Genomic DNA, 24,277 nt, shown 5'->3' with positions numbered 1-24,277 from the left:
CGACCAGATCTTGGCCGCATCGACCGCTGACATCGACTTGCCAGATCGTTCAGGAGTGAACTAGTTTAGAATGGAACAAGAACATAAGCGAACAATCTACCAGAAAGCGATCACCATGCCTCTGGATCACTACGTGACACTCGGACGCTCCGGCCTGCGTGTCAGCCCGCTGTGCCTCGGCGCGATGACGTTCGGCGAAGACCTCGGCTGGGGCACCAGTGTGGAAGAGTCCCAACAGATCATCGACCGGTACACCGAACTCGGCGGCAACTTCATCGACACCGCCAACTTCTATACCCGGAGCCACTCGGAGAAGATCATCGGCGACCACATCGGGCGCCACCCCGCCCGCCGCGACCGCCTGGTGATCGCGACCAAATTCAGCGGCAACCTCTATCCTGGCGATCCGAACGGTGGCGGGTCGGGCCGCAAATCACTGATCAGCGCGTGCGAAAACTCGTTGCGGCGCCTGCAGACCGACTACATCGACCTGTACTGGCTGCACATCTGGGACGCGAACACTCCGATCGAGGAGACGATGGCGGCGCTCGACGACCTCGTTCGGGCCGGCAAGGTGCGCTACGTCGGCGTTTCGGATACCCCGGCGTGGAAGATCGCCGAAGCCAACCTCATCGCCCGCTTCCGCGGTTGGTCGGCATTCGTCGGGCTGCAGGTCGAGTACTCGCTGCTGGAACGGGACGTCGAACAGGAACTCGTGCCCATGGCCTCCGAATTCGGCCTTGGGATCACACCGTGGTCGCCGCTGAAGGGCGGCGTGCTCAGCGGGAAGTACACCCGCCGAAACGCGGGGCAGCACAACGCCGATCGCGGCGCGATGGTTGACAGCTTCCTCGACGAGAAAACCTACGCGCTGATCGACGAACTCGAGGTCATCGCCAAGGCGCACGACACGTCGGTCGCCAGCGTGGCGCTGGCGTGGGCCAGCGCACAGCGCGCCGTCTCGTCGGTCATCATCGGGGCACGCAGGCTCTCGCAGCTCGACGACAACCTCCGCGCCGTCGACGTAAAGCTTGGCGCAGAGGAGCTGGCCCGCCTCGACGCGCTCACCAAACCGGCGTTCGGATTTCCCCACAACATGCTGGAATTGGCGCCGGGCATCATCAACGGCGGGACAACCGTCAACGGCGTGTCCGGGCCGATCTCCGAATATGTGATGCCGCAGGGCGCCCGGCCCTACTGAGGTCGGCCATCACCGCGAGCAGACGCAAAATCGCACGTTTCCGCCTCGGAACGTGCGATTTTGCGTCTGCTCGGCGGAGCTAGTCGGCCTTGCCCCTGTGCATGCTGACCGCGGCGTCGACGTTGGCCTTCTTGTCCTCGCCGGCGCCCTTCGCCGCGGCCTTCTTACGCTTGGCCGCGACCGCATCGACCGCCCCGTTGAGCGCCGAACCCAGCGGGAACCCGAGATAGTGGGTCAGGAAGACCGCCATCTCCTTCAGCTCGGTCTCCGACAGTTCCCCGTTGAGCAGCGCGGCGTTGATCTGGATCTCGGCCAGGTCGCGATTTCCGACCGCCGTCACCGCCGTCAGCGTCATGATGCGCTTGTCGCGCATCGACAACCCGGGTCGGGTCCAGATGCTGCCGAAGAGGTGGTCGACTGTCAGGTCGAAGTAGGGGTCGCCCTCGATGTTGGGCATCTCCCAGCCGTAGACCTCGTTCATCTTCTCGAGGCCCTTGCGGCGCAGTTCGTCCATTTACGTCTCTTTCTCTGCGTGCGGCACGCCGAGGCCCGCCGCCAGGTTTTGAAAGGCCAGCTGCGCCAGCGGCAGGTCGACCGCCACCGACTCACCGAGCGCCAGCGCCAGGCTGAGGTCCTTCTCGCCGAGCCCGCGGGTGTGCAGGAATGGCTGATACAGGAAGTTTTCCGGCTCAAGGTCTTTCATGTTCTCGCGCACCATGATCGCCCCGGGTCCGCTCGTGAGGGCATCGGTGTGGCGCACCACCCGCCCGAGCGCCTGCAGATCCAGCCCGGCCGCCTCGGCCAGCTTCATGGCCTCGCACGCCGCGGCGTACGACGTGAACGTCAACATGTTGCGCGCCAGCTTCATTCGGGTCCCCGCGCCCGGCTCTCCGGCATGGATCACCATCGCGGCCCAGTGTTTGAACGCCGGCTTGATCCGTTCGTACACCTCGCGGTCGGCGCCCACCATGGTGGCAAGCTCGCCCTTGGCCGCCGCGGCCGCGCCACCGCTGACGGGCGCGTCGACGACGTGAATGTCACGCGGTTTCAGCTCGCGGGCCAACTCGACGGCGGTGGTGTCGTTGATGGTCGAGTGGATCGCGATGACGGTCCCGGGCTTGGCGTGCGCCGCGAGCTCGCCGACGACCTCACGCACCTGCGCATCGTCCAGCACGGTGACGTGAATGATGTCCGCCGCGGCGACGTCGGCGACGCTGTCGGCCAGGGTGGCACCCTTTTCGGCCAGCGGCGTCATCGCCTCGGTCCGGATGTCGTAGACCGTCACCCCGCCGGGCCATTCCGTCATCTTGGTGGCCATCGGCGCACCCATGTTGCCCAGCCCGATGTAGCCCAGGCGCAAGTTGTCTGTCATGACCGGATTATCTGTCCGCCGTCAACATTGAAGACCTGCCCGGTGATCCACGACGCCTCGTCGGACAGCAGGAACAGACACATCCCGACGACATCATCGGGCGTTCCCATCCGCGACAGCGGCAGGCCCTTGACGATGTCGGCGACCATCTCCTGCGGCGTGGTGGTCCGGTTGGCCTCGGTGTCGATGGGGCCGGGCGCGATCGCGTTGATCCGGATGTTCTGGCCGCCCAGTTCGCGCGAGAGCTGTTGGGTCAGGCCGTTGATGCCGACCTTGGCCAACGCGTAAAAGTTCGCGTAAAGCCATGCGGCGCTGGAGGATTGGTTGACGATCGCCCCGCCGCCGCGCTTGGCCATCTTCTTGTACACCGCGCGGGTGCACCACAGCGCGCCGTCGAGGTTCACGCTCATGAACTTCTTGTAGTACTCGGGGTCGACGGTGAGCAGGAAATCCAGCTTCATGCCGCCGAATATCGCGGCGTTGTTGACCAGGTAGTCGATGCCGCCGAACTCGGCCAGCGTGCGGTCGGCCATCTCCTTGGCCGACGCGGGGTCCGAAACGTCGACCGGGATGGCCAGCGCCGTTCCGCCCTCGCCCTTGATCCCGTCGGCCACCTTCTCGGCGCCCTGCAGGTTGATGTCGGCGACGACGACGGCCGCGCCCTCGCGGGCCAGCGCCTCCCCGTACGCCTGGCCGATGCCGCCACCGGATCCGGTGACGATGGCCACCTTGTTCTCGAATCGCATGCCGCTCCTCTAGTTGACCGCTGTCGCGATGGTCTTGATTTCCAGGTATTCCTCGAACCCGGCCAGACCCATCTCGCGGCCGTTGCCGGACTGCTTGTAGCCGCCGAACGGTGCGTCGGCCGAGTACCAGACGCCCCCGTTGACGTTGATGGTGCCCGCCCGGATCCGGGCGGCGACCCCGGCGGCCCGTTCCGGGTCGGCGCCAAAGACGGTGCCCGACAGGCCGTATGGCGAGTCGTTGGCGATGCGCACGGCGTCGTCGTCGCCGTCGTGCGGGATGACCGTGAGCACCGGCCCGAAGATCTCCTCCCGCGCGACGCGGGCGTCGTTACCCAGGCCGGCGATCACGGTGGGCTCGATGAAGAACCCGACCTCGCGGTCGGCCGGCCGGCCGCCGCCGCACGCGAACGCCCCGCCCTCCGCGATCGCCGAGTCGAGATAACCCTGTATCCGGTCGCGCTGGCGCGCCGAAATCACCGGGCCGCAAATGGTTCCCGGGTCGGTGGGATCGCCGGCCTTGATGCCGCCCATCGTTGCGGCCGCGATCGAGACGGCCTCGTCGTACCGTGCGCGCGGAACCACCAGCCGGGTGGTGATCGCGCACCCCTGCCCGGCGTGCATGCACACCGAGAATCCCGCAACCCCGACGGCACCGCCCAAGTCGGCGTCGTCGAGCACGACGAATGCCGACTTGCCGCCCAGCTCGAGGAAGACCTTCTTGATGGTCGCGGCGCCGTCGGCCATCACGCTGCGCCCGGTGGCCGTCGACCCGGTGAACGAAACCATGTCCACCCGAGGGTCTTTGGCCAACAGCGCGCCGACGCCGTGATCGCTGGAGGTGACGATGTTGATGACCCCTGGCGGAAAGTCGGTGTGTTCGGCGATGAGTTCCCCGAGCACCGCCGCACACCACGGCGTGTCGGGCGCTGGCTTCAGGACGACGGTGTTTCCGGCGGCCAGGGCGGGCCCGATCTTGGCGAGGTTGATCTGGTGCGGGAAGTTCCACGGCGTGATGGCGCCGACGACACCGACGGCCTCGCGGGCAATGGTGCGCCGGGTGGGGATCCCCATCGGCGACGCCTGGCCGAGATCCTGATTCCACACGTAGGACTCGGCCGTGGCGGCCGCGAACGCCAGGTCGTTGACCGGGACCTCGAGCTGAGCGATGGCGGTGAGCATCCGCGGCGCGCCGACTTCGGCGATGGTCAGCTCGCGCAGCTCTTCGAGGTGCGCCTGCATCGCCTCGCGCAGCTGGCGCACGCACCGGACCCGCAATTCGGTGTTGCGGGACCAGTCCGTGTCGTCGAAGGCCCGCCGCGCCGCATCGATGGCGCGGCCCATGTCGTCGGCGTCGGCGTCGGCGGCGACGCCCAACACTTCCTCGGTCGCCGGGTTGATCGTCGGGAACGTCCCCGCACTCCCGGGCGCCAGCTTGCCGTCGATGAACAATGCGCTCGCGCCGTCGGCCAGTAACGCCATCTCTCCCGCTCCCGCTCAAGTCATGGGCCTAGTGGACAGTTGTCCGATCGAACCCTAGTCGTCGGGCGGTTCGCCGTGCAAGGCCCGATCTTGTTGGGGGCCGGTTATCGGCCCGGCATCCTGCATTAGCCTGCGCATTCACAACTCATGCTTGCTTCCCGTTACCGACATCCGATAGCGTGGACACGTGTCCAGCGATGCCCTGGTTACCGTCGCGGCTACCGGCGACAACCAGACCGGAGAACCGGTGCGCAACCGCCGCCAAGAAGAGACGTTCCGCAAGGTGCTCGCGGCCGGAATCGAAACGCTGCGCGAGAAGTCCTATGCCGACCTGACGGTGCGCGCGGTGGCCGCCCGCGCCAAGGTCGCCCCGGCCACCGCCTACACCTACTTCTCGTCGAAGAACCACTTGATCGCCGAGGTGTACCTCGACCTGGTCCGGCAAGTCCCGTACTTCACCGACGTCAACGACCCCATGCCGGTCCGGGTGGACAAGGTGCTGCGCCACCTGGCGCTCGTCGTCGCCGATGAGCCCGAGGTCGGCGCCGCATGCACGACCGCATTGCTCGGCGGCGGCACCGACCCCGCAGTGGCCGCCGCGCGGGACCGGATCGGCGCGGAGATCCACCGCCGCATCGCCACCGCGATCGGGCCGGGCGCCGACCCCAGCACCGTCTCCGCGCTCGAGATGGCGTTCTTCGGCGCGTTGGTGCAGGCGGCCAGCGGCCAGTTCACCTATCACCAGATCGCCGATCGCCTCGGCTATGTCGTCGGCCTCATCCTCCCGTCCGACGACGATGCGGGCCGTCGCACGGCCAGAGGAGGAGTCGGACAATCGCCCGAGCCTGGAGAAGATCAATGACCGTACAGACCGAAAAGCCGGTCCTGGATCCCTACGATTACGACTTCCACGAAGATCCGTACCCGTATTACAAGAGGCTGCGCGACCAGGCGCCGCTGTACCGCAACGAGGAACTGAAGTTCTGGGCGCTGTCACGACACCACGACGTGCTGCAGGGGTTCCGCAACAGCACAACGCTTTCCAACAAGTACGGGGTCTCGCTGGATCCGGCGTCGCGCGGCCCGCACGCGTCCAAGACGATGTCGTTTCTGGCGATGGACGATCCCGCCCACCTGCGGCTGCGGACGCTCGTGTCAAAGGGCTTCACGCCGAGGCGGATTCGGGAACTGGAGCCTCGCGTCACCGAGATCGCCACGCGGCACCTCGACACCATGCTGGAAAAGTCGAAAGACGGAACCGTCGACTATATCGACGAGTTCGCCGGCAAGCTGCCCATGGACGTCATCTCGGAGCTGATGGGTGTCCCCGAACCGGATCGGGCGCGGGTACGGGCCTGGGCCGACGGCGTGATGCACCGCGACGAGGGCGTCACCGACGTGCCGCCCGAGGCCGTCGAGGCCTCCATCAACCTCATCGTCTACTACCAGGGGATGGTGGCCGAGAGGCGCAAGAAGCTGACGGAGGATCTGACGTCGGCGTTGCTGGAAGCCGAGATCGACGGCGATCGCCTCACCGACGACGAGATCCTCGGGTTCATGTTCCTCATGGTGATCGCCGGCAACGAGACCACCACCAAACTCCTTGCCAACGCCGCCTTTTGGGGCCACAAGAACCCCGATCAGCTGGGCCCGGTCTACGCCGACCTGTCCCGGGTGCCGCTGTGGGTCGAGGAGACGCTGCGCTACGACACGTCCAGCCAGATCCTGGCTCGCACCGTGTCCGGGGAGCTCACCCTGTACGACACCACGATCCCGGAGGGTGACGTCCTGCTGCTGCTGCCCGGATCGGGCCACCGCGACGAGCGGGTGTTCGACAACCCCGACGACTTCGTGATCGGGCGCGAAATCGGGCCCAAACTACTGAGTTTCGGCAGCGGCGCGCACTTCTGCCTGGGCGCCCACCTCGCCCGGATGGAGGCCAGGGTGGCGCTGACCGAGTTGTTCAGGCGAATCCGCGGATATGAGGTGGACGAGGCCAACGCCGTCCGCGTCCACTCGAGCAATGTCCGCGGGTTCGCTCACCTACCCATGACCGTGGAGGTCCGCTGAATGCCCCGCTTCGACCCGTTGCCCGAACGTCGGCCCACGATTGTTGCCGGCGCATCCTCCGGGATCGGGGAAGCCACCGCCATCGAACTCGCGGCGCACGGCTTCCCTGTCGCCCTGGGGGCCCGCCGGGTGGAAAAGCTCAACGACATCGTCGGCAAGATCAACGCCGAGGGCGGCGAGGCGGTCGGATTCCATCTGGACGTCACCGACCCGAACTCGGTGAAATCCTTCGTCGCACAGTCGGTCGACGCGCTCGGCGACATCGAGGTGCTGGTGACGGGCGCGGGTGACACCTACTTCGGCAAGCTCGCCGAGATCACCACCGACGAGTTCGAATCACAGCTGCAGATCCACCTCGTCGGCGCCAACCGGCTGGCCGCCGCGGTCCTGCCGGGGATGCTCGACCGGCAGCGCGGCGACCTGATTTTCGTCGGCTCCGATGTTGCCCTGCGCCAGCGACCGCATATGGGCGCCTACGGCGCCGCCAAGGCCGCTCTCCTCGCGATGGTCACCAACTTCCAGATGGAGCTCGAGGGCACCGGTGTGCGGGCCTCGATCGTGCACCCCGGTCCGACCAAGACGTCGATGGGCTGGAGCCTGCCGGCCGAGAAGATCGGCCCGGCACTTGAGGACTGGGCCAAGTGGGGCCAGGCCCGCCACGACTACTTCCTGCGCGCGGCGGACCTGGCACGAGCCATCACGTTCGTCGCCGAGACCCCGCGCGGTGGCTTCATCGCGAACATGGAGCTTCAGCCCGAAGCCCCGTTGGCCGACAAGAAAGATCGCCAGAAGCTCGCGCTGGGCGAAGAGGGGATGCCAGGAAATGGCTGATTCGACTACGGCGAACACCGCCATCGTGCCGCGGGTTTCCGGCGGCGAAGAAGAGCACGGCCATCTCGAGGAATTCCGCACCGACCCAATCGGTTTGATGCAACGCGTGCGCGACGAGTGCGGCGACGTCGGATGGTTCCAGTTGGCCGGCAAGCACGTCATCCTGCTGTCCGGCGCGAATGCCAACGAGTTCTTCTTCCGCTCCGCCGACGAGGACCTGGACCAGGCCGAGGCCTACCCGTTCATGACGCCGATCTTCGGCAAGGGCGTGGTGTTCGACGCCAGCCCCGAGCGGCGCAAGGAGATGCTGCACAACTCGGCGCTGCGCGGCGAGCAGATGAAGGGCCACGCCGCCACCATCGAGGGCGAAGTCAAGAAGATGATCGCGAACTGGGGCGATGAAGGCGAAATCGAGCTGCTCGACTTCTTCGCCGAGCTGACCATCTACACCTCGACGGCCTGCCTGATCGGGCTGAAGTTCCGCGAGCAGCTCGACCACCGGTTCGCGGAGTATTACCACATGCTGGAGCGCGGCACCGACCCGCTGTGCTACGTCGACCCCTACCTGCCGATCGAGAGTTTCAAGCTGCGCGACGAGGCGCGCGTGAAACTCGTTGCGTTGGTGCAGGAAATCATGGATCAGCGAATCGCGAACCCGCCGAAGGACAAGGCCGACCGCGACATGCTCGACGTGCTGGTCTCCATCAAGGACGAGGAGGGCAACCTGCGCTTCTCGGCCGACGAGGTCACCGGGATGTTCATCTCGCTGATGTTCGCCGGGCACCACACCAGCTCCGGAACCTCCGCGTGGACCCTGATCGAGCTGATCCGCCATCCCGACGTGTACGCCGAGGTGCTGGCCGAGCTCGACGAGCTGTACGCCGACGGTCAGGAGGTGAGTTTCCATGCGCTGCGCTCGATTCCGAAGCTGGACAACGTGGTCAAGGAGACCCTGCGACTGCATCCGCCGCTGATCATTCTGATGCGGGTCGCCAAGGGCGAGTTCGAGGTCGAAGGCTTCCCGATTCACGACGGTGACTACGTCGCGGCCTCCCCGGCGATCTCGAACCGGATTCCCGAGGACTTTCCCGATCCGGACGCGTTCAACCCCGACCGTTACAACAAGCCCGAGCAGGCCGACATCGTTAACCGCTGGACGTGGATTCCCTTCGGCGCGGGCCGACACCGTTGCGTCGGCGCCGCGTTCGCCCAGATGCAGATCAAGGCGATCTTCTCGGTCTTGTTGCGCGAGTATGAGTTCGAGATGGCCCAGCCCGCCGACAGCTACCATAACGACCACTCCAAGATGGTCGTCCAGCTCGCCCGGCCGGCCAAGGCCCGCTACCGCAAGCGCAGCGCGTAAGGAGTCAGTCCCATGGGCGGATTCAGGATCGAAGCGGATCTGGATTTGTGTCAGGGCCACGCCATGTGTGAATTGGAGGCGCCGGACTACTTCCGGGTGCCGAAACGGGGCAAGGTCGAGATCCTCGATCCCGAACCGCCCGAAGACGCCCGCGATGAAGTCGAGCGCGCGGTCGCTATGTGTCCAACGCAAGCACTGTTCCTAAAAGAGAAAGAAGACTAACCATGGCGTCACACTCGCGCGCGGACCTCGAGGCATGGGTCGATCGCTGGCTGCAGGTCAACAGGGACTGCGAGAAGGCCGGCGACTGGCGGCCGCTGGCGGACTTCTACGCCAAGGACGCCACCTACGGCTGGAACATCGGTCCCAAGGAGGACGTGATGTGCGTCGGCGTGGACGAGATCCGCGACGTCGCGCTCGGCCTGGAGATGGAGGGCCTGGAGAATTGGGTCTACGAGTACCAGAAGGTGCTCATCGACGAGAAGCAGGGCGAGATCGTCGGCTTCTGGAAGCAGATCGTCAACAAGAGCGACGGCACCCAGGACGAGATCTACGGCATCGGCGGCAGCTGGTTCCGCCTCAACGGCGACCAGCTCATCGAGTGGCAGCGCGACTTCTTCGACTTCGGTCACGTCGCGAAGATGTTCGCGACCCTGATCGAGTCCGGCGATCTGTCGGCCGGCATGCAGAAACGGATCGAGCGCAGCCTGGCCGGCGAGAAGCTGCCCGGCTACTACCCGCTCGGCGAGGCTCCGGTACCCATCTGGTGACCGCCCGACCGGTTGGTGGTACCCCTTGTCGACAGCCCGGTGACGCAGGTCATAATGGTCTGCGAATGAGAACACGTTCTAACTTGCCGTCCGGTACCGGTCGGTCCCTTTCACCGATACTCGGGTCAGGGCATGCTGATGGAGGTCCTTCATGAAAACAAAAGGCGCGCTGATCTGGGAATTCAACCAGCCGTGGTCCATCGAGGAAATCGAGATCGGCGACCCGCAGGCGCATGAGGTCAAGATCCAGATGGAAGCGGCCGGCATGTGCCATTCGGATCACCATCTAGTTACCGGCGGCATCCCCATGGCGGGTTTCCCGGTGCTGGGCGGCCACGAGGGCGCGGGCATCGTCACCGAGGTCGGCCCCGGCGTGGAGGACATCGCCCCGGGCGACCACGTCGTGCTCTCGTTCATCCCGTCCTGCGGGTCCTGCCCGACGTGTCAGGCCGGCATGCGCAACCTGTGCGACCTCGGGGCCGGGCTGCTCGGCGGCGCCGCGGTATCCGACGGCACCTTCCGCATCCAGGCCCGCGGCCAGAACGTCTTCCCCATGACGCTGCTGGGCACCTTCTCGCCGTATATGGTTGTGCACCGCAGCTCCGTGGTGAAGATCGACCCGTCGGTCCCGTTCGAGGTGGCCGCCCTGGTCGGTTGCGGCGTCACCACCGGCTACGGCTCGGCGGTCCGCACCGCCGACATCCGGCCGGGCCAGGACGTCGCCATCGTCGGCGTCGGCGGCGTGGGCATGGCGGCGCTGCAGGGCGCCGTCAACGCGGGCGCGCGCTACATCTTCGCGATCGACCCGGTCGAGTGGAAGCGCGACCAGGCGCTGAAGTTCGGCGCCACGCACGTCTACCCCGACATCAACGCCGCGCTGGCGGGCATGGCCGAGGTCACCTACGGCCTGATGGCCCACAAGGTGGTCGTGACGGTCGGCGAGTTGCACGGCTCGGATGTCGACGCCTACCTGAACATCACCCAAAAGGGCGGCACCTGCGTGCTGACCGCGATCGGTAGCCTGCTGGACACCAACGTCAACCTGAACCTGGCGATGCTCACCCTGATGCAGAAGAACCTGCAGGGCACCATCTTCGGCGGCGGCAACCCGCAGTACGACATCCCGCAGCTGCTGTCGATGTACAAGGCCGGCAAGCTCAACCTGGACGACATGATCACCCGGCAGTACAAGCTCGAGCAGATCAACGACGGGTACCAGGACATGCTGGACGGCAAGAACATTCGCGGCGTCATCCGCTACACGGACGCCGATCGGTAAGCCCACCGCAGATTCGCCGGTGAGCACCGGCTTCCCACACCTGTTGGCGCCGGGACGAATCGGCGCCATGGCGGTGCGCAACCGGGTGGTCATGTCTCCCATGGAGACCATGTACGGCACCCCCGACGGGCTGCCGTCACAACGCACCCGCGACTACTTCGCCGCGCGCGCCAAGGGCGGGGTCGGCCTGATCACGTTGGGCGCCACCGGGGTCGACCACCAGCACCCCGAGACGCCCGGGGGCCTGCACCTGGCCACCGACGACGCCGTTACGGCGCACCGGGCGCTGGTCGAGGTGGTGCACGAACACGGCGCCAAGATCCAGCCCCAGATCGTGCACGCCGGGCCCGACGGGCTGGGGCCGGAGATCTTCGGCGTCACCTCGCTGGGCCCCTCGGTGATCCCCTCCTACCTCACCGGGCGGCCCTCGGCCGAGATCAGCAAGCGGCAGCTTTGCGAGGTGTTCGATCTGTTCAAGGCCGCGGCGCTCCGCGCCGTCGAGGCCGGTTACGACGGCATCGAGTTGCACGCCGCGCACGGCTATATGCTGCTCGGCTCTTTCCTTGCCCCACAACGCAACCGGCGCACCGACGACTACCGGGGCGACTCGGCGCGAGGTCGGGTGCGCGTGGTGCTCGAGGCGCTGGCCGCGATCCGCTCGGAGGTCGGCGACGCCCTGCCGATCACGTTGCGCATCTCCGGCTACGAGCGGGTCGCGGGAGGCCGGCCGATCTACGAAACCGCGCAGCTCGCCACCGAACTCGTCGCCGCCGGGGTGAGCGCGTTCCACGTCAGCGGCGGCGTGATCGACCGGCTCGTCACCGGGATGGTCAACGGCGCCGACGACGGCGACGAGCTCAACGTGGGCGCCGCGGCCGCGGTCAAGCAGGTGGTCGACGTGCCGGTGATCGCCGTGGGCCGCATCCACGACCCGGTCCGGGCCGAGCGGATCCTGGCCGACGGCCGCGCCGATTTCATCGCGATGGGCCGCCCGCTGCTGGCCGACCCCGACCTGCCCGGCAAGCTGCGATCCGGCCGGGCGGATCGCATCCGCAAGTGCATCTCGTGTGAAAACTGCATCGACGCAATGGAACAACGCTTCTCCGTCGACTGCGCCGTCAACCCCCGCACCGGCAAGGAGCGGGAGCTGGCCGGGCCGCGCGCCGACCGCGCCAAGCGCGTGGTGGTGATCGGCGGAGGGCCGGCCGGCCTGGAGGCCGCCCGCGTGGCCGCCGAACGCGGCCACCGCGTCACGCTCTTCGAGCGCGCCGGCCAACTCGGCGGGGCATTGCGCTGGGCGGCGGTGCTGCATCCGGAGAATCAGCCGTTCCTGCGATACCTGCGCGACGAGATCAAGGCGAGCACCGTCAAAGTTCGGTTGCGACAAAGCGTTTCCGCCGACGAGGTGGCCGCACAAGGGCCCGATGCGGTGGTGGTGGCCACCGGCGGCCACGTCGCGGTGCCCACCATTCCGGGCGCCGGCCTGCCGCACGTGCACACCGGGCCCGGGCTGCGCGAGTTGCTCGATGGCCGCCTGTTCGCCGGCCGGCGACAGCGGCTGTTGTACCCCGCAGCGTTCCGTCTGGCGAGCCGCGCGTGGATGCCGTTGGGCCGGCGAGTCGCCATCATCGGCGGCGACCTGGTCGCCCTCGAGCTCGCCGAGTTCCTCGCCGCCCGGGGCAGGCTCGTGTCAATCCTCGAGGCGGGCAAGGACATTGCCCCCGAGGTGGGCAACAAGCGCAAGACTGAACACATGGATCGCCTCGACCGGCTCGGGGTCACCGTGCACGTGCGCGCGGCCGTCGAACGGATCACCGCGCAGGCCGTGGTGTTTGTACCCGCCGGCGGCGCCACGCGGCAGCTGGCCGCCGACAGCGTCGTCATCGCCGGGGCGGTCCAGCCCGACACCACCCTGTTCGACACCCTGGTCGCCGCCCTGCCCGGTGCCGAGGTGCACACCGCCGGCGACTGCACCGGCCTCGGCCTCATCCGCAAAGCCACCGAGGAAGGCGCACGCGCCGCGTGCGCGATCTAGAGAAGGAGAACAGCATGACCGAAACCGCGCAATCTCAGGCCTCCCCGGCACTGGCCGCATCGCAATCCTCGTGGCGCTGCGTGCAAGCCCACGACCGGGAGGGCTGGCTGGCTCTGATGGCCGACGACGTCGTCGTCGAGGACCCGATCGGCAAGTCCGTCACCAACCCCGATGGCGAAGGCGTCAAGGGCAAGGAGGGCGTCGCGGCCTTCTACGACAACAACATCGCGGCCAACCAGCTGACCATCACCTGCGAGGAGACGTTCCCGTCGAGTTCGCCGGACGAGATCGCCCATATCCTGGTGCTGGACAGCAAGTTCGAGGGCGGGTTCACCAGCTCAGTGCGCGGGGTGTTCACCTACAAGGTCAACGACGCGGGGCTGATCACCAACATGCGCGGCTACTGGAACCTCGACATGATGAAGTTCGGCAAGGAGGACTGAGCCGCTCAGCCGATGCGGCCCAGCCCGGTGAGGTTGCCCTGCATGGCCTTACCGTCCATCAGCACCATGGTCGGGGTCTGCAGCGGATCGCTGAGGATGGTTAGCGACTTCGGCTGCTGCCAGAGCAGCGCCCCGTTGCCGGCGTCGACCACGCCGTAGGCGAACAGGTCGAGCGGTGTCGTGTTGTCGCACCCGATCCGCGTGATGGTGTAAAGCAGGCCGTCCGCGATCGACAGGTGCGGCAGCGCCGCGCTTCGAACTTTGTTCTCCCACACCGTGTGACATCCGGGGTTGTCGACGTCGACCCGGGTCATGCCGCCGGTGAACGGCGCCGTCGGCGGAACCGCCGGGGGCGCGCCGGCGGGAACCGCCGGGTAGGGGTACCCATAGGTGCTCGACACGAACACCGAGTTGCCGACCCCGATCGGCGCGTTCTCGCTGCCCGGACCGCCCAGGGTCAAAACCGGTTGCTGGCAGACTAATTGGCCGGTGCCGGACCGGTAGACCAGCGCGTGCACCTGGGGGCTGGCGTTGTCGACGATGGTCAGGTAGTCGGCGCCGGTGGTCGGGCCGAAGTACACCGGGGTGGAGCCCGTCCCCCAGCTCAGCTGGCCGGGCTTGCGGGCCGGGCCGCGGTCATACGCTGCGCGCCAAAGGATTTGCGGGTTGCCCACGATGTCGAGGTTCAACTCGTAGACGGCGAAGGTGGTGGCCACCGCGACGCGCCCGCTGGGCGCCGACGAGATGCTGTTCGCCACCTGCTCGCCCGCGGGCAGCTGCACGGTGGCGACGCCGCCGCCCGGCTTGGCTACGCCCACGACGCCGTTGCCGGTGGCGAACCAGACGTTGCCCGCATAGTCGGGGACCAAGCCCACCGAATTGTCGCCGGCGGGTATCGCGCCGGACAGGTCGGTGGACTCGGTGATGACCAGCTTCCAACACCCCAGCGCGCCGTCCTTGACATGGGCGATGCGCAGCAGATGGTTGGTGCCGTCGATCATCACCACCTGATTGTTGTTGTCCAGATACGCGTAGACGCCGCCGAGCAGGCCGCCCTTGGCGACGTGCAGCTTGGCCAGCGGAACGAAGACCGGGACCCAGCCACCGGGATCGATCAGGACGACGGTCGGGGTCTGGCCGATGTCGGTGGTGCACAGCGCCAACACCAGCCCGTCGGTGCCCTGCATGATCGTCGGGCACGCCGCCAGCAGCGGGTAGCCGAAGATCGGGACCAGGTGGGCGCCCGGACCGGGAAGCGTTCCGGCGTCGGATGATTCGGAGTCGTTGTGCAGCGACGCTAGCCCCAGCGGCGCCATGAACGGGTTGGGCGGCGCCAACGGCCCGAACGCGGCGGCCGCCCGCACGGACGCCGCCGCGCCGGAGACGAGGGCCGGGGCCATGGCGACGGCGCAAGCGGCCAACAATGCCACGGGAAACCGCACAGAGGTCTCCTCCCGTGAATTGCGTACAGTGATTTTCCCGACACCGCGGAACGAAATGGCAACGGTGCGCTAACGATTCGGCGTCGAGACGGCGCGGCAGACGCAGCTGCCTAACGTCGGGTAAAGCTCAGGTGAGTAACGCCGCTGGGGCCGGTCACCGACTCCACCGCGAAACGCTGCTCGAGGCCCTCCAGCCCCTGCCACAGCGGCTCCCCACGCCCCAAGATGATGGGCACCACCGCGACGTGCATCCGGTCGACGAGGTCCGCGGCGAGGAATTGGCGGATGCTCGACGGTCCCCCGCCGAGGCGAATGTCGAGGCCTCCGGCGGCTTTTCGGGCGATCTCGAGGGCTTCCGCGGGGCCGGCGTCGATGAAATGGAAGGTGGTGCCGCCGTCCATCTCGATCGGCGGCCGGGGGTGGTGGGTAAGCACGAAAACCGGGGTGTGAAACGGCGGGTCGGCGCCCCACCAGCCCGTCCATCCTTCGCCGGCGTCCGATGGCTCGAACTTGTTGCGTCCCATGATTTCGGCGCCGATCCCGGGCACCCACGCGCGGGCCATGGCGTCGTCGATGCCCGTCGTCCCACCCGGCTCGCCGTGCATCGCGCGGAAGGTGCGCGTGGCGAAGAACCACTCGTGCAGCCGGCCGCCGGCGTGCCCGAACGGCGCATCCGCGCGTTGTCCGATGCCCGTGCCGAAGCCGTCGAGAGAAACCGAGAAATTGTGCACGCGCACCTGCGACATGGCGGGACTCCTTTTGGGTCGTGGGTCGTCGCAGGGTTGACCGTCCGCACCCGCCAAACTCATCGGTCGATCGCCGAACCTATGCTGGGGGCCATGGCGTCGATCTTCACCAAGATCATCAACCGTGAACTCCCCGGCCGTTTCGTCTACGAGGACGACGACATCGTCGCGTTCCTGACGATCGAGCCGATGACACAGGGCCACACGCTGGTGGTGCCCCGAGCCGAGATCGATCAGTGGCAGGACGTCGACGGCGCGGTGTTCGCCCGCGTCATGGCGGTGAGCCAGCTGATCGGCAGGGCACTCTGCAAGGCGTTCCGGGTGGAGCGTGCCGGCATGATCATCGCCGGGCTGGAGGTCCCCCATTTGCACGTCCACGTCTTCCCCACCCGCAGCCTGAGCGACTTCGGTTTCGCCAACGTGGATCGCAACCCGTCAGCGGAATCCCTCGATGCGGCCCAAGCCAAGATCAAGGCGGCCCTGGCTCAGCTGGCGTGAGCCGGCTCCGGCGCCGACACGTCGCTGACGCGGGGCAGTGTGACGCGGAAGCAGCACCCCTCACCGGGTGACGTCGTCACCGTGACGTCGCCGCCGTGCGCGCGCACCAACGAGTCGACGATCGACAGCCCAAGGCCGGTGCCGCCGCTGGCCCGCGCCCGCGACGAGTCGGTGCGGTAGAACCGCTCGAAAACCCGCGACGCATCCTGTTGATTCATGCCCGGACCCTTGTCGGCGACCTCGAGCACCGCGTTGCGGCCCGCGGTGCCGACGCGAACGGTGACGTCGGCGCTGGGCGGGGTGTGCTGCAGGGCGTTGGCGACGAGGTTGCTGAGCACCTGGCGGATGCGGGGTTCGTCGCCGAGCACCTCCGGGGTGCCGGGGCCGTCGAGGACCTCCATGGTGATGGCGCGCTTGGGGTCGATCGCCTGCGCGTCGTGCACGGCGTCGCTGGCCAGCGCCAGCAGGTCGACGCGGTTGTGTTCCAGCGGTCGCTGCACGTCCAGGCGGGCCAGCAGCAACAGGTCGTCGACCAGCAGGCCCATCCGGCTGGCCTCGCTTTCGATGCGCGACAACAGCATCGACACGTCGCGCGCGGCACCCTGGCGATACAGTTCCGCGAAGCCGCGGATGGTAGTCAGCGGCGTACGCAGCTCGTGGCTGGCGTCGGTGATGAACCGTCGCATCCGTTCCTCGGAACCGCGGGCCTTCTCGGCCGACGACTCCGAGGAGGCCACCGCCCGCTGGATCTGGGTGAGCATCCCGTTGAGCGCCAACGAAAGTCGGCCCACCTCGGTTCGGGGATCGCGTTCTGGGACGCGGCGATCCAGCTGGCCCGCGGCGATGTCGGCGGCGGTGTGTTCGACCTCGGTCAGCGGCCGCAGGCTGCGGTGCACCACCGCGAAGCTGGCGATCCCGACGACGGCCAGCACCGCCACCCCGATGCCGATCTGCAACCAGACCAGGGAGCTCAGCGTGTGCTGCACGTCGGACAGGTCGACCGCGACGGTGGTCAGGCCGTGTGGCCCGCGCACCGACACCGCGCGCCACTGGATGTCCGAACCGTTGACCGAGGGCAGCGTCGTCGGATTTGGACCCACGTCGTTGTCGGGCGGCAGCGCGGGTTCGGCGTTGCGGTCGTTGATGGCGGTGAATGGGGTGCCGTCGGTGCCGATGCCGCGCACATAGAACTTCGACGGCGGCCGCCCGGGGTCGGGGCCTTCATACGGCGGCGGTGACTGCCGCCGCGGGGCCTGCGCCCAGCTGCGGGAGGCGTCCAGCAGGTTCTGGTCGATCCGGCTGATCAGGCTGTGCCGCAGGATCGAGGTGACGGCCAGGCCGGAGACCGCCAGACCGCAGGCCACAAGAAGTAGGGTGGCGGCCACCAGCCCCACCCGTAGCGGCAATCCGCGTCGAATCTTGTTGGGCATGCCCATCTTCCTCGCTACCGCCCGCCGCTCAGCGCGGCTCCCGCAGCACGTAGCCCACGCCGCGCAGGGTGTGCAACAGCCGCTTCTCCCCCGTGTCGATCTTGCGGCGCAGGTACGAGACGTAGGACTCGACGACGTTCACGTCGCCGCCGAAGTCGTAGCGCCAGACGTGGTCGAGGATCTTCGGCTTGCTCAGCACGGTGCCGGCGTTGATCACGAAGTAGCGCAGGAGGGTGAACTCGGTGGGCGACAGCGACACGGGTTCGCCGGCCTTCCACACCTCGTGGGTCTCCTCGTCGAGCTCGATGTCGGCGAAACTCAGCCGGGCGTTGCGCGGTTCGGCCCCACCCTTGCCGGCGCGCCGCAGGATGACCCGCAGCCGCGCCACGACCTCCTCGAGGCTGAACGGCTTCGTCACGTAGTCGTCGCCGCCCAGCGTCAGGCCCGCGATCTTGTCCTGCAGGGAGTCGCGGGCGGTCAAGAACAGCGCCGGGGCGTCGATGCCGTCCGCGCGCAGCCGCCGCAGCACCCCGAAGCCGTCCATGCCGGGCATCATCACGTCGAGGATCACCGCGTCGGGGCGGGCGTCACGGGCCCGATCCAGCGCCTGGGCCCCATTGGTGGCGGTGTACACCTCAAACCCCTGGAACTTGAGGCTGACGGAGAGCAGTTCGACGATGTTGGCCTCGTCGTCGATCACGAGGACGCGAGCTTCCGGTTTGGATCCGCTTTGGCTGGGCGCTGTCATGAGGTCACATCTGTCCTTTGCTTGAACACTTATTTGGAGAAGCCTTTCCAATTATTGTGTGATTCCTGAAAGCTCGATGCCAGTCGTCTGCTAACAGTCTGCAAAGAATCATGGTATGAGCTTGGAACGGCTGGGGTCGGGCAGGGTGTGTCGCGAATAGACTCTGGAGGCATGAACTTCGCCAAAGGAATCGTGTCGCTTGCGACGGCCCCCGCCCGGGTGGGGCTGGCCGCGGCCGACGCGGGCTTGAACGTCGCCACCGCGGCGGTGGGGGTGGCGAAGCGCGCGCTGGGCGATGCCGGGGACTCGGGAACCAACGCAATGGCTTCGATGTTCGGGATCGACGAGGCGATCGTGCGCGCCAACCGGCTGGCCCGGCTGCTGGATGAGGACGCCCCGCTGGGGCGCGCCGTGGCGACCGACGGGCCGCTGGACCGGCTGCTGCGACCGGGCGGGGTGGTCGACATGCTGACGTCGGAGGGCGGCGTGCTCGACCGGCTGACCGCCGAGGGCGGAGGGTTGCAGCGCGCGCTGCAGCCTGGTGGGCTGGCGGATCAATTGCTCGATGAAGACGGGTTGATCGAGCGCCTGCTGTCCGAGGACGGCCTGGCGGACCGCCTGCTCTCCGAGGGCGGGCTGGTCGACAAGCTGACCGCCAAGAACGGTCCGCTGGACCAGCTCGCCGGCGTCGCCGACACCCTGGCCCGGCTGACGCCGGGGATGGAGGCACTGGAGCCGGCCATCGCCACGCTGCAGGACGCCGTCATCGGGCTCACCATGGTGGTCAATCCGTTGAGCAACATCGCCGACCGGATTCCGCTGCCCGGCCGGCGGCGTCCGTCGTCGCGGCCGGTGCGCTCAACGCGGATCATCGAGAGCGACGAGTGAACCGTTAGGCTTGCTGCTTGGTTTACCCGGCCTCCTTAGCTCAGTGGTAGAGCACTCGCCTTGTAAGCGAGCGGTCGTCAGTTCAATCCTGACAGGGGGCTCCGATGACAGCGCGCGCCGACAAGGAGGCGGTTGCGGCATGCGCAGCGTCACCGGCATTTATGGTTGAGCGTGCCCCTTAGGCGTGTCGACGAATTGAAGCCCGGAGACAGGATCCGCATGAAGATCGGGCACGCCACCGTCGTCGCGACCGAGCCCCTCGACGATGACCGCACCCTGATCACTTTCCTCTACGGGACGCAGGGCCCTGCCGACAACTCGCTCACCGTCGACGTCTTAGACGAGGACGAGTGGGGTTGGTAGCCAGAGCTTTTCGCGAGCCAGTGATCACGACTTCTTCGACGGAATGACGATCACGACGATCAGCGTGATGATCGAGAAGAACAGTCCGAGAATGCCCCAGACGATCGCGCTGCGGCCCTTCATGCCGGCGATCACGGCGCACACGATGGCGGCGATGACGCTTCCGATCGCGACGAAGATGCCTTTGATCCCCCTGAGGATGATGCCCGCGGCCTCGGGCTGTTGTGCCGCTGCAAGGACAATGCTGTGCAACATGGTGCCTCCTTCGTGAACGACACAGTCCGGGCGTGCGCCGATCTCTTCGCATACATACCCAAACGGCCCAGCAACCAAGCCAGCCGTCAGCGATCCGAGATCGCCGCCTCGGAGCGGCGCTTTCCCAGCAGCAAGCTGAGGCCGGCGAGTCCGGCCAGCAACGGGTGAACGATGCGGTCGCGCGTGTCCACCGGCACCGCACCCAAGAGGTCGGTGCCGTGCAACGCCTCGAGCCCGGTGGCCGCCACGTAGATCAGGCCGACCACCCCCGCGGCCACGCCCGCGGCCCGCGGGCGTGCGATTCCGGTGGCGAGCACGGCGACCATCGCCAGCTGCCAAACCGATCTCCAGCCATCGCCGGGTAAGCCGAAACTGGCCCCCGTTGCCATCGTCGAGGTCGCGCGCACCCCGAGAAACAGCGCGACGACCAGGCAATACCAGCGTGGAGCGCTCGCCGCGCCCGTCCAGCCATACCTCATTGGAAGCTCCTCTACCGATGTTAATGCCACTGTGGCAGTAACGGGTCATGACTATACTGCCACCGTGGCAGTAACGCGACTGGCCGAGGAAGCAGGATCCGGTCCCCCGGCGCGGCGCCGGCGCGCCCCAGCCGAGGCTCGCCGCGAAATCCTCGACGCCGCTGGCGAATTGCTGGCCGAGCAGCCGGCGCACGCGGTCAGCGTGGCGGCGATCATGGACCGGACCACCCTGTCGCGCAAGTCCTTCTATGTGTACTTCCGCGACCGCGCCGAATTGATCGCCGCGCTGATCCGCCCCCTGCGCGTCGACGCGGACGCGGCACTGGACCGATGGCGCCAAGCCGACGACCCGGTGGCGGCCGGGCGCGCAGCTCTGCTCAGTGCAGCGCACACGTATCGGCGGCACGGGGCGATCTTGCGCGCGGTGTTCTGGTCGTCCGGCGATGATCCCGAGGTCACCGCGGCGCGATCGGCCCTGATCGAACCCGTGGTGGCGGTCGCCGAGGAGCTCATGGCCGCCCTGAAGACCGATGTTGCCGATCCGCACGGGACGGCCACTGCCCTGGTGACGATGAATGTGCATCGGCTGCTGACCCTCGCCCCTGCCGCGTCGGATGCGGAGGTGCGGGCGCTCGTCGACACGTTGGCGACGATCTGGGAACGGGTGCTCAATCCTTGAGCCGGCGCGAAAACCCGCCAGAGTAGTCCGGCCGGTCGCGGGTAGCCGATGACAAGGAGTTTGTTCGACCTGGAGGTTGCGCGATGCCGGTTACCGCGGGGCACGTTCCCGGCTTGACGTCGGGTTGGCGGCGGGTGCCGATGGATCCGGGGCGCTTCCACAGCGGGCGCTGGTTCCTGCTGGCCGAGGGTGCGGCGGTAAGCGCCTTCGGCGTTGCCGGGCTGGTCTCGGCGGCCCTGTCTCCGCACGCCGGGCCCACCGGAGCCCCCGTTCTCGGCCTGACGTCGACCCCGGCGCACAGCGGCCTGTTGCTGGCCTTCGGGATCCTGGCAATCGCCGCCGTCGGCAGCCGCCGCGCGGCGGTGACGGTCACCGCGCTGAGCGCGCTGGGCTACACGATGTTGCTGTTCTTCAGCAGTGTCGCCACGGCGCGCAGGATCCCGACGCCGATGGGGTTCCACGCCGCCGACATCTTGCTGCACGGGGTGCTGGCGGTGGTCAACCTCGCGCTGCTGATGTGGCTGATTCCCGACGAGTTGGGAGACGAGGTATGGGCGCCGCGACGGCGGGGTCGCGCCGGCGATCGGCGCACGCCCCGGTCCCCCGAAGCGGTCACCGGAATACCCCCCGCCGCGGCCGCACGTACGCCCGAGCCGGGCGCTCAAACAAACGCTCCTCAACCCGCCGACTTCGGGCAGTCGAGCAACCCGGAAACCAACGACCCCTCTCCGCCCGATGCCGAAATATCAACGCCGGTAAGGCATTCCGTCGATCGGATGACCGATAGGGCGCAACCACGTCGCGTTCTCGTGGCCGTGGCGGTCCTGGTGGCCGTGGTCGGCGTCGCCATCTGGATACGCCGCCGCGGTCATTAGAGCAAGCCGCTCAACTCCGTCGTCAGCCCGCTGACGCTGGTGTTGGTCACCGCGTGGATCAGGTCGCGGGTCACCGCGACGGGGAAGTGCACCGTCGCCGCCGCGACCTCGTCGACGCCGTTTTGCACCGCGCCGGCGATCGTCAGCGGGTCGCCGGTGCCGAGAGCCGCCCAACTGTTCCACGCCGCGAATTGCGGCGCCGTGATCAGGTCGCGCACGTCGACGAACAGCTTGGTCGGCAAGGTCGGCGGGCCGACGGGTATGCCGTCCCAACTGGTCATCGTCCAGCCACCCTGCGGGCTGCCCTGCACCACGACGACGCCGGTGTTGGGCAGCGGGTGGGTGAGCATCAGCAAGGGATCGGGATTGTTGACGTTCATGAGCGTGCCGACCTCGATCGCGAACTCGCTCGAGAACCCGACGTCGGTGATGTGGCCGTTCGCGGGGTTCACGACGGGGTTCGTGATGGCGGTGCCATACATCGTCTGCATCGCATTGGTGAAGCCCTGGTCGAAAACGACCCCGTTGATGTGCGCCGAGCCGGGGGCAAGCATCGGCACGATGGGGAATCCAAGCGTCCACGCCAGCGGGGCGACCAGATATAGCAGGCCCTGGGGGCTGATGTCGGGCGCGCCGTCGAAGGCGCCGGCACTGATCTCGTTGAGCCCGGCCAATGCCGGCACGTTGGTCATGCCGGCGTAGAACGCGGTCTGCTGCACCCTGGTCAGCTGCGACTCGAAAACACCGGCGAAATTGCCTTGCGGACCCAGCGCGGTGCCGATCGCCGTCGCCTGTTGCACGCCCAGTGGGGTGAGGGGCAATCCCGGCACGGCCGTGTCAATCAGGTTGGCCGCGTTGCCAACTGACTGCCCGTGCCGCACGAAGTCGATGACGATCGACTGCTGATTGCCGCCGGTGCCGAACAACGCCTGATCGATCGCGCTGCCGAGCGGGCTGTTGGCCCAGACCCCGGTGATCGTGTTGAGCGGAGCGTCGAGGAACGTCTGCAGCCCGCTGGGAAGGCTCGCGGCGGAGACCGCCTCGGTGGCCGCATACGACGCGGCCCCCGCGCTCAACGTGCGCACGAACTGCTCGTAGTAGGTCGTCGCCTGCGCCGCCGAGGCCTGATACTGCTGGGCGTGCGCGCCGAACAGCACCGCGATGGCCGCCGACACCTCGTCGGCGCCCGCCGCCGCCAGCTCGGTCGTCGGGATGGCCGCGACCAGATTGCCGGCCGTGACGGCCGAACCGATGCGCGCCACATCGGCCGCGGCCGTCTCCAGGATCTCCGGCACCACGAACACAGATGACATACGCCTAAACCCCCCGGTTTGGTGTTGAGTACTAGCCATCATGGAGCGCTACACGCGAAGATGTGCCGGTTTCGACCAATCAGCATCACGCGAAAGTGCAACTATCGACGCATTTCCCGAGTGGGCCTTTCGGCGTTGCACGCTCGCGGTAGGGGGCTGCTTATCGGCCCTTCTTGCGCGTGAGGAACGCCCGCATGTGCTGTTGCGGCTCGCCGGTCAGGAACGCCAGGCCGAACTGCTCGATGCTGTCCTCGATGGCGCCGTGAACGGTCGTATCGAGCCAGTTGTTGAGGAGACGCTTTTGCTGCCGGACCGCCTGCGGGCCGAAGCCGCCGAGCCTGGCGCTGAGCTCGGCGATGCGGGCGTCGAGGGCGTCGGCCGCGACGACCTCGTGCACCAGGCCCCAGGCGGCGGCCGTGGCGGCGTCGATCGTCTCGCCCGTGAGCAGCAGCCAGGCCGCGTGCGAGGCGCCGATCAGCCTCGGGATCAATGCCGCGTGGATGACCGACGGGATGCCGACCGCCACCTCCGGCATCCCGAACTTGGCGCCCGGTTCCGCGATTCGCAGGTCGCAGGCCGCCGCGACCTCGAGGCCGCCGCCGAGGCAGAACCCCGCGAGCCGCGCGATGACGGGGACGGGGCAGTCGCGAATCGCCTCGCATAACCCCGCGAGCCGCCGGATGAACACCTCCGCGCTGGACTGGTCAAGCGCGACCATCTCGTTGATGTCGGCGCCCCCGATGAACGCCTTCTCCCCGGCTCCGCGCAACACGACGACCCGCACGTCGCCGTCGTGGCTGACGGTGTCGAACGCCCGCGTCAGCTCCTCGATGGCGCCGGTGCCGAGGATGTTCAGCGTCTTGGAGTTGATCAACTCGATGGTGAGCGCGCCGCCGTCGCGACCCAGCCTGACGAATTGCCTGTCCGTCGTGTGCATGCTCTACGCCTACACGAGTCGCGGGCAAAGGTCAG

General features: G+C 67.6%; 26 protein-coding genes, 1 tRNA gene and 1 pseudogene. 16 read left to right on the top strand and 12 right to left on the bottom strand.

The genetic code is table 11. The annotated features are described in order from the left end of the window. The first annotated feature begins 115 nt into the window (after nt 1-115). Entirely contained in the window at nt 116-1,201 is a 1,086-nt protein-coding gene (locus tag AC5Y7V_RS19715) for an aldo/keto reductase (RefSeq protein WP_499881710.1), read from the top strand. Between the two features lie 79 nt (nt 1,202-1,280). Here the strand turns inward: AC5Y7V_RS19715 and AC5Y7V_RS19710 are convergent, their stop codons facing one another. Genes AC5Y7V_RS19710 through AC5Y7V_RS19695 form a run of 4 tightly spaced genes read right to left on the bottom strand, consistent with a single transcriptional unit; the run spans nt 1,281 to nt 4,798 of the window. Next, on the bottom strand, nt 1,281-1,715 hold the full coding sequence (locus tag AC5Y7V_RS19710) for a carboxymuconolactone decarboxylase family protein (RefSeq protein WP_499881709.1): 435 nt from the start codon (nt 1,713-1,715) through the stop codon (nt 1,281-1,283). After that, complete coding sequence (locus tag AC5Y7V_RS19705) at nt 1,716-2,573, bottom strand: NAD(P)-dependent oxidoreductase (RefSeq protein ID WP_499881708.1); 858 nt, start codon at nt 2,571-2,573, stop codon at nt 1,716-1,718. Next, the gene (locus AC5Y7V_RS19700; RefSeq protein WP_499881707.1) at nt 2,570-3,319 is read right to left on the bottom strand and encodes an SDR family oxidoreductase; all 750 of its coding nucleotides are present in this window, start codon (nt 3,317-3,319) and stop codon (nt 2,570-2,572) included. The genes AC5Y7V_RS19705 and AC5Y7V_RS19700 overlap by 4 nt, the downstream gene beginning before the upstream one ends. A gap of 9 nt (nt 3,320-3,328) precedes the next feature. Then, nucleotides 3,329-4,798 carry an aldehyde dehydrogenase gene (locus AC5Y7V_RS19695; RefSeq protein WP_499881706.1) on the bottom strand — a complete coding sequence of 490 codons (1,470 nt, stop codon included), beginning with the start codon at nt 4,796-4,798 and terminating at the stop codon, nt 3,329-3,331. Between the two features lie 187 nt (nt 4,799-4,985). Between AC5Y7V_RS19695 and AC5Y7V_RS19690 the strand changes: the two genes are divergently transcribed. The 9 genes from AC5Y7V_RS19690 (at nt 4,986) to AC5Y7V_RS19650 (ending at nt 13,589) form a co-directional block, all read left to right on the top strand. Then, nucleotides 4,986-5,660 (top strand): TetR/AcrR family transcriptional regulator, encoded by a 675-nt coding sequence (locus AC5Y7V_RS19690; protein ID WP_499881705.1) that lies wholly within the window; start codon nt 4,986-4,988, stop codon nt 5,658-5,660. Then, nucleotides 5,657-6,868: a cytochrome P450 gene (locus tag AC5Y7V_RS19685; RefSeq protein ID WP_499881704.1), complete on the top strand. Its 1,212-nt coding sequence runs from the start codon at nt 5,657-5,659 to the stop codon at nt 6,866-6,868. The genes AC5Y7V_RS19690 and AC5Y7V_RS19685 overlap by 4 nt, the downstream gene beginning before the upstream one ends. Then, a complete protein-coding gene (locus AC5Y7V_RS19680) occupies nt 6,869-7,699 on the top strand; it encodes an SDR family oxidoreductase (RefSeq protein ID WP_499881703.1) in 831 nt (276 codons plus the stop codon). It abuts the gene before it with no gap. Continuing rightward, nucleotides 7,692-9,062 carry a lanosterol 14-alpha demethylase gene (gene cyp51 / locus AC5Y7V_RS19675; RefSeq protein ID WP_499881702.1) on the top strand — a complete coding sequence of 457 codons (1,371 nt, stop codon included), beginning with the start codon at nt 7,692-7,694 and terminating at the stop codon, nt 9,060-9,062. The genes AC5Y7V_RS19680 and cyp51 overlap by 8 nt, the downstream gene beginning before the upstream one ends. A gap of 12 nt (nt 9,063-9,074) precedes the next feature. Further along, nucleotides 9,075-9,284 (top strand): ferredoxin Fdx, encoded by a 210-nt coding sequence (fdx, locus tag AC5Y7V_RS19670; RefSeq protein WP_499881701.1) that lies wholly within the window; start codon nt 9,075-9,077, stop codon nt 9,282-9,284. A gap of 2 nt (nt 9,285-9,286) precedes the next feature. Beyond that, nucleotides 9,287-9,832, top strand: coding sequence for a nuclear transport factor 2 family protein (locus AC5Y7V_RS19665; protein WP_499881700.1), 546 nt, complete (start codon nt 9,287-9,289; stop codon nt 9,830-9,832). A 151-nt stretch (nt 9,833-9,983) separates the two neighbouring features. Further along, a complete protein-coding gene (locus AC5Y7V_RS19660) occupies nt 9,984-11,111 on the top strand; it encodes an NDMA-dependent alcohol dehydrogenase (RefSeq protein ID WP_499881699.1) in 1,128 nt (375 codons plus the stop codon). Nucleotides 11,112-11,130: 19 nt separating this feature from the next. Continuing rightward, a complete protein-coding gene (locus tag AC5Y7V_RS19655; protein ID WP_499881698.1) occupies nt 11,131-13,146 on the top strand; it encodes an FAD-dependent oxidoreductase in 2,016 nt (671 codons plus the stop codon). Between the two features lie 14 nt (nt 13,147-13,160). Then, nucleotides 13,161-13,589, top strand: coding sequence for a ketosteroid isomerase family protein (locus AC5Y7V_RS19650; protein WP_499881697.1), 429 nt, complete (start codon nt 13,161-13,163; stop codon nt 13,587-13,589). Between the two features lie 5 nt (nt 13,590-13,594). Here the strand turns inward: AC5Y7V_RS19650 and AC5Y7V_RS19645 are convergent, their stop codons facing one another. Beyond that, the gene (locus AC5Y7V_RS19645; protein ID WP_499881791.1) at nt 13,595-14,989 is read right to left on the bottom strand and encodes a hypothetical protein; all 1,395 of its coding nucleotides are present in this window, start codon (nt 14,987-14,989) and stop codon (nt 13,595-13,597) included. A 152-nt stretch (nt 14,990-15,141) separates the two neighbouring features. Continuing rightward, nucleotides 15,142-15,777: a dihydrofolate reductase family protein gene (locus AC5Y7V_RS19640; RefSeq protein ID WP_499881696.1), complete on the bottom strand. Its 636-nt coding sequence runs from the start codon at nt 15,775-15,777 to the stop codon at nt 15,142-15,144. Between the two features lie 93 nt (nt 15,778-15,870). Here AC5Y7V_RS19640 and AC5Y7V_RS19635 point away from each other — a divergent pair, with 93 nt between their 5' ends. Beyond that, on the top strand, nt 15,871-16,275 hold the full coding sequence (locus AC5Y7V_RS19635) for an HIT family protein (protein WP_499881695.1): 405 nt from the start codon (nt 15,871-15,873) through the stop codon (nt 16,273-16,275). On the opposite strand, the pseudogene AC5Y7V_RS19630 reads toward AC5Y7V_RS19635, so the two are convergent. Next, nucleotides 16,247-17,705 (bottom strand): annotated as a pseudogene (locus AC5Y7V_RS19630) (sensor histidine kinase). The gene AC5Y7V_RS19635 and the pseudogene AC5Y7V_RS19630 sit on opposite strands and share 29 nt — an antisense overlap. 28 nt (nt 17,706-17,733) lie before the next feature. Further along, on the bottom strand, nt 17,734-18,453 hold the full coding sequence (gene phoP, locus AC5Y7V_RS19625) for a two-component system response regulator PhoP (RefSeq protein WP_067155676.1): 720 nt from the start codon (nt 18,451-18,453) through the stop codon (nt 17,734-17,736). A gap of 171 nt (nt 18,454-18,624) precedes the next feature. On the opposite strand from phoP, the gene AC5Y7V_RS19620 reads away from it, so the two are divergent. The 3 genes from AC5Y7V_RS19620 to AC5Y7V_RS19610 all read left to right on the top strand — a co-directional run bounded on the left by AC5Y7V_RS19620 (nt 18,625) and on the right by AC5Y7V_RS19610 (nt 19,704). Continuing rightward, nucleotides 18,625-19,341 carry a hypothetical protein gene (locus AC5Y7V_RS19620; RefSeq protein ID WP_499881694.1) on the top strand — a complete coding sequence of 239 codons (717 nt, stop codon included), beginning with the start codon at nt 18,625-18,627 and terminating at the stop codon, nt 19,339-19,341. Between the two features lie 29 nt (nt 19,342-19,370). After that, nucleotides 19,371-19,442, top strand: a tRNA-Thr gene (locus AC5Y7V_RS19615). A 118-nt stretch (nt 19,443-19,560) separates the two neighbouring features. Then, nucleotides 19,561-19,704 (top strand): hypothetical protein, encoded by a 144-nt coding sequence (locus AC5Y7V_RS19610; protein WP_499881693.1) that lies wholly within the window; start codon nt 19,561-19,563, stop codon nt 19,702-19,704. A gap of 24 nt (nt 19,705-19,728) precedes the next feature. Here the strand turns inward: AC5Y7V_RS19610 and AC5Y7V_RS19605 are convergent, their stop codons facing one another. Together AC5Y7V_RS19605 and AC5Y7V_RS19600 are read right to left on the bottom strand one after the other, a co-directional pair. Next, entirely contained in the window at nt 19,729-19,959 is a 231-nt protein-coding gene (locus AC5Y7V_RS19605; protein ID WP_499881692.1) for a deoxyribodipyrimidine photolyase, read from the bottom strand. 86 nt (nt 19,960-20,045) lie between these two features. Beyond that, nucleotides 20,046-20,438 (bottom strand): hypothetical protein, encoded by a 393-nt coding sequence (locus AC5Y7V_RS19600; protein ID WP_499881691.1) that lies wholly within the window; start codon nt 20,436-20,438, stop codon nt 20,046-20,048. Between the two features lie 64 nt (nt 20,439-20,502). Between AC5Y7V_RS19600 and AC5Y7V_RS19595 the strand changes: the two genes are divergently transcribed. Then, nucleotides 20,503-21,117: a TetR/AcrR family transcriptional regulator gene (locus tag AC5Y7V_RS19595; protein ID WP_499881690.1), complete on the top strand. Its 615-nt coding sequence runs from the start codon at nt 20,503-20,505 to the stop codon at nt 21,115-21,117. 83 nt (nt 21,118-21,200) lie between these two features. Continuing rightward, complete coding sequence (locus tag AC5Y7V_RS19590) at nt 21,201-21,992, top strand: DUF4383 domain-containing protein (protein ID WP_499881689.1); 792 nt, start codon at nt 21,201-21,203, stop codon at nt 21,990-21,992. Here the strand turns inward: AC5Y7V_RS19590 and AC5Y7V_RS19585 are convergent. Further along, the gene (locus tag AC5Y7V_RS19585; protein ID WP_499881688.1) at nt 21,989-23,305 is read right to left on the bottom strand and encodes a PE domain-containing protein; all 1,317 of its coding nucleotides are present in this window, start codon (nt 23,303-23,305) and stop codon (nt 21,989-21,991) included. The two genes, AC5Y7V_RS19590 and AC5Y7V_RS19585, sit on opposite strands and share 4 nt — an antisense overlap. 160 nt (nt 23,306-23,465) lie before the next feature. Continuing rightward, the gene (locus AC5Y7V_RS19580; protein ID WP_499881687.1) at nt 23,466-24,242 is read right to left on the bottom strand and encodes an enoyl-CoA hydratase; all 777 of its coding nucleotides are present in this window, start codon (nt 24,240-24,242) and stop codon (nt 23,466-23,468) included. Nucleotides 24,243-24,277: the final 35 nt, after the last annotated feature.

The sequence above is a fragment of the Mycobacterium sp. NGS34 genome (assembly GCF_059812845.1).
This window is presented reverse-complemented; position numbering and strand designations above follow the sequence as displayed.

What these genes read in the sequence shown, in the direction of transcription:
- cyp51 (WP_499881702.1), top strand. Translation starts at nt 7,692, where the DNA reads ATGGCTGATTCGACTACGGCGAACACCGCCATCGTGCCGCGGGTTTCC.
- AC5Y7V_RS19640 (WP_499881696.1), bottom strand. Translation starts at nt 15,777, where the DNA reads ATGTCGCAGGTGCGCGTGCACAATTTCTCGGTTTCTCTCGACGGCTTC.
- AC5Y7V_RS19685 (WP_499881704.1), top strand. Translation starts at nt 5,657, where the DNA reads ATGACCGTACAGACCGAAAAGCCGGTCCTGGATCCCTACGATTACGAC.
- AC5Y7V_RS19700 (WP_499881707.1), bottom strand. Translation starts at nt 3,319, where the DNA reads ATGCGATTCGAGAACAAGGTGGCCATCGTCACCGGATCCGGTGGCGGC.
- AC5Y7V_RS19590 (WP_499881689.1), top strand. Translation starts at nt 21,201, where the DNA reads ATGCCGGTTACCGCGGGGCACGTTCCCGGCTTGACGTCGGGTTGGCGG.
- AC5Y7V_RS19580 (WP_499881687.1), bottom strand. Translation starts at nt 24,242, where the DNA reads ATGCACACGACGGACAGGCAATTCGTCAGGCTGGGTCGCGACGGCGGC.
- AC5Y7V_RS19585 (WP_499881688.1), bottom strand. Translation starts at nt 23,305, where the DNA reads ATGTCATCTGTGTTCGTGGTGCCGGAGATCCTGGAGACGGCCGCGGCC.
- AC5Y7V_RS19715 (WP_499881710.1), top strand. Translation starts at nt 116, where the DNA reads ATGCCTCTGGATCACTACGTGACACTCGGACGCTCCGGCCTGCGTGTC.
- AC5Y7V_RS19600 (WP_499881691.1), bottom strand. Translation starts at nt 20,438, where the DNA reads ATGAGGTATGGCTGGACGGGCGCGGCGAGCGCTCCACGCTGGTATTGC.
- AC5Y7V_RS19665 (WP_499881700.1), top strand. Translation starts at nt 9,287, where the DNA reads ATGGCGTCACACTCGCGCGCGGACCTCGAGGCATGGGTCGATCGCTGG.
- AC5Y7V_RS19605 (WP_499881692.1), bottom strand. Translation starts at nt 19,959, where the DNA reads ATGTTGCACAGCATTGTCCTTGCAGCGGCACAACAGCCCGAGGCCGCG.
- AC5Y7V_RS19635 (WP_499881695.1), top strand. Translation starts at nt 15,871, where the DNA reads ATGGCGTCGATCTTCACCAAGATCATCAACCGTGAACTCCCCGGCCGT.
- fdx (WP_499881701.1), top strand. Translation starts at nt 9,075, where the DNA reads ATGGGCGGATTCAGGATCGAAGCGGATCTGGATTTGTGTCAGGGCCAC.
- AC5Y7V_RS19620 (WP_499881694.1), top strand. Translation starts at nt 18,625, where the DNA reads ATGAACTTCGCCAAAGGAATCGTGTCGCTTGCGACGGCCCCCGCCCGG.
- AC5Y7V_RS19680 (WP_499881703.1), top strand. Translation starts at nt 6,869, where the DNA reads ATGCCCCGCTTCGACCCGTTGCCCGAACGTCGGCCCACGATTGTTGCC.
- AC5Y7V_RS19660 (WP_499881699.1), top strand. Translation starts at nt 9,984, where the DNA reads ATGAAAACAAAAGGCGCGCTGATCTGGGAATTCAACCAGCCGTGGTCC.
- AC5Y7V_RS19645 (WP_499881791.1), bottom strand. Translation starts at nt 14,989, where the DNA reads ATGGCCCCGGCCCTCGTCTCCGGCGCGGCGGCGTCCGTGCGGGCGGCC.
- AC5Y7V_RS19695 (WP_499881706.1), bottom strand. Translation starts at nt 4,798, where the DNA reads ATGGCGTTACTGGCCGACGGCGCGAGCGCATTGTTCATCGACGGCAAG.
- AC5Y7V_RS19610 (WP_499881693.1), top strand. Translation starts at nt 19,561, where the DNA reads ATGAAGATCGGGCACGCCACCGTCGTCGCGACCGAGCCCCTCGACGAT.
- phoP (WP_067155676.1), bottom strand. Translation starts at nt 18,453, where the DNA reads ATGACAGCGCCCAGCCAAAGCGGATCCAAACCGGAAGCTCGCGTCCTC.
- AC5Y7V_RS19705 (WP_499881708.1), bottom strand. Translation starts at nt 2,573, where the DNA reads ATGACAGACAACTTGCGCCTGGGCTACATCGGGCTGGGCAACATGGGT.
- AC5Y7V_RS19650 (WP_499881697.1), top strand. Translation starts at nt 13,161, where the DNA reads ATGACCGAAACCGCGCAATCTCAGGCCTCCCCGGCACTGGCCGCATCG.
- AC5Y7V_RS19710 (WP_499881709.1), bottom strand. Translation starts at nt 1,715, where the DNA reads ATGGACGAACTGCGCCGCAAGGGCCTCGAGAAGATGAACGAGGTCTAC.